At 64.3% G+C, this 3,365-nt stretch carries 3 protein-coding genes and 1 tRNA gene; 2 read left to right on the top strand and 2 right to left on the bottom strand.

Translation table 11 applies throughout. The annotated features are described in order from the left end of the window. Positions 1-359: hypothetical protein (locus tag D7W79_RS44110; RefSeq protein WP_208729975.1), on the top strand; the 359-nt coding region annotated here is incomplete at its 5' end. A gap of 358 nt (positions 360-717) precedes the next feature. Further along, positions 718-1,992: an HNH endonuclease gene (locus D7W79_RS40420; protein ID WP_120530527.1), complete on the top strand. Its 1,275-nt coding sequence runs from the start codon at positions 718-720 to the stop codon at positions 1,990-1,992. A gap of 15 nt (positions 1,993-2,007) precedes the next feature. Here the strand turns inward: D7W79_RS40420 and D7W79_RS40415 are convergent, their stop codons facing one another. Together D7W79_RS40415 and D7W79_RS40410 are read right to left on the bottom strand one after the other, a co-directional pair. Beyond that, entirely contained in the window at positions 2,008-3,096 is a 1,089-nt protein-coding gene (locus D7W79_RS40415) for a PDDEXK family nuclease (protein WP_147442312.1), read from the bottom strand. Between the two features lie 83 nt (positions 3,097-3,179). After that, positions 3,180-3,256 (bottom strand) — tRNA-Pro (locus D7W79_RS40410). Positions 3,257-3,365: the final 109 nt, after the last annotated feature.

Below are 3,365 nucleotides of genomic sequence, written 5' to 3'. Positions count from 1 at the left end.
CTCCCCCTCAACACCCCTCCCATTCGTCCTATGCGTTGCAAAGCGCCGTGGATGCCATCGATGCGCAGAGGGCGCAGCGCGAGAAGCTCGCGCGCAACGCGGACCGCCTCCGCCTGCGCTGGAGCATCAAGGGCGTGGTCACCCAGCTCGTCCAGGTCCATGGGCAGAGTGGAGCGACGGCCGCCCCCGCCGACACCGAGCTGGGCTTGAGCCGCGCGCGTGAAGAGCTGGCCGCCGTCTCCGAGGCGCTGGAGTCGGTCAACGAAGCGGAGCGCACGGGACTGCGGCCAACGCAGGATCCCTTCTCCAGCCAGGAGTCCCCGTCGCAGGGCGCCCCGCCTTCCCGCGTCGGCGGCTGAGCCACCGGGGGCGGCCCTGTCAGGCGCTGTCGCCGCCCGAGCCGAGAAGTCGGCCTCCGCGCGGCCTCCGTGCTGTCCAGGCGCCGTTGCCCCATCCACCTTCGCTGCTGGCGTGGGCGCTCCAGGCGCTGAGGCTCCATCCACCTTCGGTGCTGGCGCTGGCGCTCCAGGCGCTGAGGCTCCATCCACCTTCGGTGTCGGCGCGGGCGCTCCTGGCGTCTCCACCGCGGGCGCTCCAGATAATAGGGGCCGGGAGTCTGCGCCTCTTGAATGGTCATGGAAATAGCCGAGCATCACAAAGACGGGGCTTGAACATCCGAGGCCAGAGACATCAGGCTTGGTCTTGTGAGGGCTGCCAATGTCTGAGCTTCATTCCACCACCGTCTACACAATCATCGACCCGCAGAGGCTCCTCGCGGCGGACCGGGGTACCCGTCCATCCAAGCCGCTCTCGGAAGGCAGGCGGTGGAAAGCGGGACAGCAGGCCCTCGCAGAAGCGCATGAGGCCGGGAAAGTCCTCGCGATTGTCTTCGCGGATGCGAGAGATACCTCCAGGTTGCTCTTTACGGCGATCCTGCACAGCATCGAACTCCGTGACGAAAGCACGAGGTTCACATTTACCCGGCTCCAGCCCTTGCATGGCCGGACGAAGACCGAGCTACGCCTCGCATCGACCGGTGACTTGCTGAGCGCTGGCTTCATCCGGCCATATGCCATGGTCCAGACTCCGCGCTTCCTTCGTAGACCTTCAAGGCTGGCGCCGAACCAGTCCCAAAGAGAAGGGATGGAGGAAGGGCCTCAAGCCTTCCTGGTCCACGTCAATCCCGGGAGCGTTGACTACGAGGACGGGTTCGATGCCAAAGCGCCTCTGGATTGTGCCGCGCACCTGCTGCGCTCCCAGAGGGACCATGGGTGGACTGCTGGCAATTGCTGGCGGATGATGCGCAAGGACGATCTTCTCTTGTTCAAGTTCAACGGCGGGCGCTTGAAGGAGCCAGCAGCCGTGTACTTCGCGGGCCGGGTCTCCCGAACACCCTTCATCCAGGAGGGTTTCCGGAAGCTGCGCTACGTCGTTGACGTTCCTCTCACGGAGCAACTGATGACCCATCCGCTACCGGTACAGCGACTCCAGGAGTTCGTACCGAAGTCCTGGGGCGCCGCAATCCAGGCATTGAAAGGGGACTGGAAGCGCCTATTCGAGCCACAGGTAGGGCCACTTCCCCTTGCCAGAAACACACCGCAGAGATTGCGGCTCGTTGATCGCGCCGTGACGACAGCGCGGCGACTGGCCAGGGATCAGCTCTTTGCGCGAAGCCTGCGGCTCCTGGCCCAGCATCGCTGCGCGGTGTGCCCTCCGCAGATTGATTACCGGGATGCCAACATCCTGGAGGCCGCACACATCCGGCCCGTTGCAGCCAGGGGACCTGACCACCCGCGGAATGGCCTCGTGCTCTGTCCCACCCATCACGCGCTTTTCGATGAAGGGCTCTGGTCGCTCTCCGATGACGGCAAGGTGGTCATTTCCAAGAGCCTCGTACCAGCGCTGGCCAAGCAACTCGCAAAACGGATTCCCCTGGGCTGGGAGGTGGACCCGACATGCGTGCGCTGGCACCGGAGGCGGATGCGCGAATAGGGCTCAGCACCGGCTTCACGCACTATCGAGAAGTCGCATCAGCACGTCCTGAAGCGCTTCCTGCCTGGTCATCCAGGTGGAGAGCGGCACGACCTCGGGGTTCCGCTCATTCGCCGTGATGCCGAACAGTCCCTGCGCAGCGGCCTTCAAAGCCTGGCCATAGGGAGCATCCATCCAAAAGCCGTTCATGTTCAGGGTTCCATCCGAGAAGATGCTGATAGGCGACCGGTCTCCCATCTGAGTGTATTTGGGATTGAATGACCCTCGCTGGGCGCCCGTTCCCCAGCTGATGCCGCTCGCAGTCTTCGCGACAAACTCGAAGAGTTTCCGGACGGCATCAAAGCCAGGGGGCGTCAGCCTGCGTCTTGCGTCCTCGAAGAACTCGGCCTCGGTCCACTTGCGCCGGCCGGAGCTCCCACTCTTGACCTCGCGCGCTTGTAGGGTCGCGTTGAGCACGTGCGGCACGAAGGCCTCGGCGCCGCATGGCGCGGCGTAGGGCCGGATCTCGATGGCGAGCACTTCCGTGTGCGTCATCTGCTCGTTGAGGAAGAGCGCCATCTCATACAGTTCGACCGGGATCCGGTCGGCCACGAAGATGAGCCGGACGTTGCCCGAGCGCAGGTTCGCATCCGCCCGTTCCCAGAAATCCCGAGCCGCTTCATCGGAACCGCAGAGCGCTCGAACAGCGGCATCCGGCTCTTGTTTCAGCAGCTCGCGGCACAGGCGCTTGAGATGGCCTTCGGCCCAGTACCGCTTCGCGTTCGCGGCATACTCGATGAGCTGCCCGACGACCTCGCGACGAATGCGGGCGTCCGAGCTGCGCTTGACCTCGACAAAAGTCGGAATGGCGCCGTGGTCGATGAAGATGTGGTCGATGCTCCAGCGGTCCCCCTGCCCCGCGCCGCCCGGAATCCCTACTTCACGGCCGAGCAGCAGCCAGCGCCGTGGGTCTTCTGGATCGATCTGATCGCCACGGAGCAACTCCGGGTGCGTAGCAACGAGCCGCTGGAGTTCATCCTCGGTCGCGTATCCGTCCCTGGCAGCAAACGGTTTGAGACCTGCGACGGAATCCTTGAAGAAGATGGGACCGGAAGGCGCGCTCATGGCCTCTCGGAGCGTAACGGAAACCGGAAAAGACAAAGGGCGCGGACCCGAGGATTTCTCCTCGGATTCCGCGCCCTCTTGAATGGTCGGGGAGACAGGATTTGAACCTGCGACCCCTTGGTCCCGAACCAAGTGCTCTACCAGGCTGAGCCACTCCCCGATATCCGGTGCTGCGCCAGGAACTGCCCTCGGGCCCGGCGAAGCGTGGGCGGATCTATCCGAGCCGCTTCCTTGAGTCAACGGCCTCTTTCACCTCCCCCTTCCCTCCC

Source organism: Corallococcus exercitus, from assembly GCF_003611585.1.
GTDB classification, from domain to species: Bacteria; Myxococcota; Myxococcia; order Myxococcales; family Myxococcaceae; genus Corallococcus; species Corallococcus exercitus.
This window is presented reverse-complemented; position numbering and strand designations above follow the sequence as displayed.

Excerpts from the sequence above, each read along its gene's own strand:
- D7W79_RS40420 (WP_120530527.1), top strand. The coding sequence starts at position 718 with ATGTCTGAGCTTCATTCCACCACCGTCTACACAATCATCGACCCGCAG.
- D7W79_RS40415 (WP_147442312.1), bottom strand. The coding sequence starts at position 3,096 with ATGAGCGCGCCTTCCGGTCCCATCTTCTTCAAGGATTCCGTCGCAGGT.